Consider the following 4,651-nt stretch of genomic DNA (forward strand, 5'->3'; position numbering starts at 1 on the left):
TGCTGGCCGTCTCCACCTTCAATCCAGTAGTTCCAAGACGCCCATGCAGCTTTGCGAGTCGGGAGCAACGCCTCGTCTGTATGCAAAATCACTTCGTTGGCTTGATAGGCAAGATGGCTCAGCACTGAGGTTTCGCTTTCACTGGCATCAGCCAACATCGCGAGCGCTTGATCACTGTGACAAGCAAAAATAACCTGATCGAAACGTTCAGACTGGCACTGTTCGCTTTGCTTCGCGCTTCGGTCAACATAGTGAATCGTCACGCCTGCCGAATCACGCGTGACACGAGTGACAGGCGTGTTCAAACGAATTCTTTCTTTGAAGCCTTGGGTCAGAGGGTCGATGTACTCACGCGATCCTCCCTCAATCACATACCATTGCGGGCGGTTGGTGACGTCCAGCAAGCCGTGATTGAGGAAAAAGCGGGCGAAGAAACCGAGTGGGAAGGCGCGCATATCCGCCAACGTTGATGACCAAATCGCGGCGCCCATCGGCAAAATATAGTTCGTACAAAAATAGTCACTGAATTCATGTAGAGTAAGGAACTCCCCAAGGGTCAGAGCACTCTCTTGACTGGCCTGTGCTTGCGCTTTCACTAAACGGTTAAAGCGCAAAATCTCGAAAATAAAACGATAGAACCTCGGGCGAAGCCAATTTCGCTTCTGGGCAAACAAGGTTGTGAGTGTGTGGCCGTTATACTCCAGTCTATTGTCGTCGTTTCTCACACTGAAGCTCATCTGGCTCGGTCTGCCACGCACGCCAATCTCCTGCATCAACTGGATGAAATTGGGGTAAGTGCGATCGTTGTAAACAATAAAGCCGGTATCTACCGCGTAGGTGCGCCCTTCAACCTCCACATCCACCGTGGCGGTATGCCCACCTACATAGTCGTTGGCTTCAAACACGGTGATGTCGTGGTTTGGGTGTAGGTAGTAACCACAGGTTAAACCTGAAATACCCGAGCCGATGATTGCTATTTTCATTGTTGTTATCCTTGTTCCCTATCCTGTTATCTATGCAGCGAATGCGTTCAACGCGAGCCGAGTAGTCGGCTGACCAGCGCGGTTTGCCAACGATAAGGCAACGAACCAAAAACGCGCAGTAGCGTGGTGAATCGTTTGGGGAAATAGAGCGTCGACACCCCCTTTTCCAAACCTCGTCGAATTGAGTCCGATGCCGATTGCACCGAAACCATCATCGGCATATCAAACGTGTTTTTGTCCGTGAGCGGCGTTTTGACAAAGCCTGGAAAAATGATCGTGACATCAACGCCTTTGGACTTGAGATCCAACTGCAGCGTGCGGGCGAGATAGCTAACCGCCGCTTTTGAGGCGCCATAAGCTTCTGCCCTTGGCAAGGCGACTTCACTGGCGATCGAACCCAAAATTGCGACACGTTGCCCTGGTGAAAAATGCGATTGCGCGGCGGTGACGAGATTGACCACCCCCATCACATTAATCGCAAAAATGCGCTCGAACAGAGCAGCATCCATCACACCATCATCGATGTACTCACAATCTCCGGCGCTGAGCAGCCATACGTCCGGTGTGTTCTCGAGGGAGTCGATGGCTTGAGTTGTCTGCGCGAGATCGGTGACATCAAACCGCAGTGGCGTTATCGTCTCAAATTGCTGCGCCAGCTCTGCGAGCGCTTGCTCGTTTCGACCACAAGCGATCACCTGCCAGTGGTCGCGGGCGTAATCCATCGCCAGCTGCTTGCCGATGCCAGAGGTCGCCCCCGTGATGAGAACGGTCTTCATTGTCCGAGCCTCAGTTTGATCGATTTAATGACGCTACCCAAAATAGGCAAGTTTTCGTACAACATTTCACCAAGATCGAAGTAGTCGCGATGGTAAATCACTTTGCCATCGGCAAATTTAAGATGAGACACGCCATTGACAGCAACAGGCTTGCCTTTGGACAATTTGGGGTGCTCCAACGTCATCACCCAAGTTAAAAAACCCATATCGCCGCTTTGTTGGGCGTGCTGAATATCAAACTCGCAGCGCTGGACATTGCTATAAAGCGACTGGAAGTAGCGCTCAAGCTCAGGCCAGCCTTCCATTCGATGCGCGGCATCTTCAAATACCACATTTTGGTGATAGACCTGCTCAAGCAACACCAGATTATGCTTATCGAGTTGCTGATAGATATTGCCGACTGACTGGACGTCCATTTCGCCTCCATCTTACATTCACACAAGTTATACATTTTTATTTAATGTACAACTTATATAACCTTAGTTGAACATCAAAAGTTGTACAAATTATTTTTTGTACAACTTTCTATTGCCAGCTTGTACGTCTGCTTAGCGAATAAGATCAAAAAAAGGCTTGGTGATAAACCAAGCCTTTTCAGTCAATTAAGTTGTCTTTATGACGAGATAAGCGTTATGAGTTGCGCAGTGCGGCGATGCGCTTATCCAATGGAGGGTGGCTCATAAGCAGTTCGGTCATTGAGCGCTTACCGTTAATACCAAAGGCCATCATCGATCCTTCGAGTTGAGACTCGTGGCTCACTTTAAGGCGCTCAAGTGCGGCAATCATCTTGTGTTTGCCAACCAAATTCGCCGCACCCGCATCGGCGTGGAACTCACGGTGACGGCTGTACCACATGGTAATAAAGCTCGCGAGGAAACCAAACACCAATTCCAACACCATAGAGACGCCGAAGTAGACCATCATGCTACTGCCGCCCTCTTCGTCGCGGTTCGACGAGACGATATTGGCAATAAAGCGTGACAAGAAGATCACAAAGGTATTCACCACACCTTGCATCAAGGTCATGGTGACCATATCACCGTTGGCGATGTGGCTCACTTCGTGTGCCAACACAGCTTCCGCTTCATCGCGGGTCATGTTGTGCAAAAGACCGGTCGATACCGCGACCAGAGAGTCATCACGCTTAGCGCCTGTCGCAAAAGCATTGATATCAGGAGAATCATAAATGGCCACTGTCGGCATACCGATGCCCACTTGGTCAGATTGACGTTTTACGGTTTCAAGCAGCCAGTGTTCTGTTTCGTTGCGTGGGCTTTCAATTACCATGCCACCAACGGAGCGAAGCGCCATACTCTTAGACATCAAGAGAGAAATGAACGAACCGCCGAAACCAAATACCGCCGCCATTACCAGCAAGCCCGATAGGCTACCTGGCTGCAAACCGGTGGTCGCATAAACGATATTAAGCACCACACTAAGCACAAGGATAACGGCTAAGTTGGTCGCTAGAAATAACATGACACGCTTCATTATTTACTCTTCTCCACGCAAAAGCTGACAGTGAACAGATCCATCGCCTGTTCTGAATGAACTGTTGCAAATGACCTGTTGTAGATGAATTGTGGGCACATTGACTCAATATCAATACCTAGCATAGGAATTATTTCAGGCTAAGTATGACGCACCCCACAATTTATCAGGGATAAAGAGAGTGTATTCCTTTTCTCAATAACGTTAAGTGGCAAATTGAAACATTTGATGTCACAGCACTTTTTCACCTCTATCTTGTATCATTCAACAGGCCAACCAAACACCATTAGACTTTGGTCTTATTGCTGCATCTTGGTTTCATGGTAGATTTCAAACAGATTTTCACTTCCATGGATAAGGGAACGACATCATGGTTGAAACTAACAACTATCAAATGGCTATTGATATGCTTCGTTGTCACTTAGGATTGTCTGAGGATGAGGCCAAACAACAACTGGGGTTAGCCTTGGGGCAATCAGCGCAGAACCACGCAATGGAAATGCAGCAAGCCATGCTGGGGCTAAGCGAAGAGCAGTAAACGGCAACGACATAAACGCATCGGATAAAGACGCAACGAGAGAGGGCAGCCACACGGCTGCCCTTTTTGTCTCTTCAGTGCGGTTATCGCCTAAAACCGATCACACTTCTAACAAAGGTGAGGTCGCACCAGCAATCAACGGCTCAACATTGATGTATTTTGCCAAATCTTTGCGTTTGACGCCCGGCACGTATGGAATCTCGCCGATTTTAGGTGCGTCAATCTTGTTCTCAAGCATTTCAATGATGTCACGATAATGCTCTGTGCCCGGGTTGACGCGGTTTGCAACCCAGCCAATGACGTCAAGACCATCGGCTTTGATGGCATCTAGCGTCAACATCGCGTGACTCAAACAGCCCAGCTTAATACCCACCACCAGTACCACCGGCAGCTTTTCTTGCACGACCCAAGTCGATAAACAGTCACTTTCGGACACAGGTACGCGCCAGCCGCCCGCGCCTTCGACAAGGACCATCTGCGCATTTTGCTTGTGTTGCGCCAACTTATCGCTCAGCACCGCGTAATCAATCGTCACATTTTCGCGCTGCGCCGCAATATGTGGTGACGCGGGTAGCTCTAGCGCATACGGGTTGACGTCTTCATAGGCGACATCCAACGTTGCAGCGCTTTGTAAATAGAGCGCGTCTGAGTTACGCAGTCCAAATTCTGTCTGTTCGCTTCCAGCCGCAACCGGCTTGTAGCCAATTGTCTTTATTCCTTTCTCGGCTAAAGCGTTGAGGATTGCTTTAGAAGCAACCGTTTTGCCCACATCGGTATCCGTACCAGCAATAAAAAAAGCATCAATCATCGATGTATAACCCCTAAACAAACCTGATAAGTTGCGGGTAACAACCCCTCTTGGT

6 protein-coding genes are annotated in these 4,651 nt (G+C 49.2%); 1 reads left to right on the top strand and 5 read right to left on the bottom strand.

The annotated features are described in order from the left end of the window. The 4 genes from AC6R1A_RS17420 to htpX form a co-directional block, all read right to left on the bottom strand. Positions 1-983 (bottom strand): NAD(P)/FAD-dependent oxidoreductase (locus AC6R1A_RS17420; RefSeq protein ID WP_500646211.1); only part of this gene is annotated, 983 nt, incomplete at its 3' end. 47 nt (positions 984-1,030) lie between these two features. Beyond that, positions 1,031-1,759, bottom strand: a complete 729-nt coding sequence (locus tag AC6R1A_RS17425; RefSeq protein WP_500632634.1) for an SDR family NAD(P)-dependent oxidoreductase — start codon at positions 1,757-1,759, stop codon at positions 1,031-1,033. Then, on the bottom strand, positions 1,756-2,175 hold the full coding sequence (locus AC6R1A_RS17430; RefSeq protein ID WP_500632635.1) for a nuclear transport factor 2 family protein: 420 nt from the start codon (positions 2,173-2,175) through the stop codon (positions 1,756-1,758). The genes AC6R1A_RS17425 and AC6R1A_RS17430 overlap by 4 nt, the downstream gene beginning before the upstream one ends. A gap of 214 nt (positions 2,176-2,389) precedes the next feature. Beyond that, on the bottom strand, positions 2,390-3,250 hold the full coding sequence (gene htpX / locus AC6R1A_RS17435) for a protease HtpX (protein ID WP_334550795.1): 861 nt from the start codon (positions 3,248-3,250) through the stop codon (positions 2,390-2,392). 370 nt (positions 3,251-3,620) lie between these two features. On the opposite strand from htpX, the gene AC6R1A_RS17440 reads away from it, so the two are divergent. Continuing rightward, on the top strand, positions 3,621-3,788 hold the full coding sequence (locus tag AC6R1A_RS17440; RefSeq protein WP_500637240.1) for a hypothetical protein: 168 nt from the start codon (positions 3,621-3,623) through the stop codon (positions 3,786-3,788). Positions 3,789-3,888: 100 nt separating this feature from the next. Here AC6R1A_RS17440 and bioD read toward each other — a convergent pair whose 3' ends face one another. Next, on the bottom strand, positions 3,889-4,596 hold the full coding sequence (bioD, locus tag AC6R1A_RS17445; protein WP_500638874.1) for a dethiobiotin synthase: 708 nt from the start codon (positions 4,594-4,596) through the stop codon (positions 3,889-3,891). Positions 4,597-4,651 lie beyond the last annotated feature (55 nt).

It is taken from the genome of Vibrio sp. R10-SG3-ISO3, assembly GCF_059834225.1.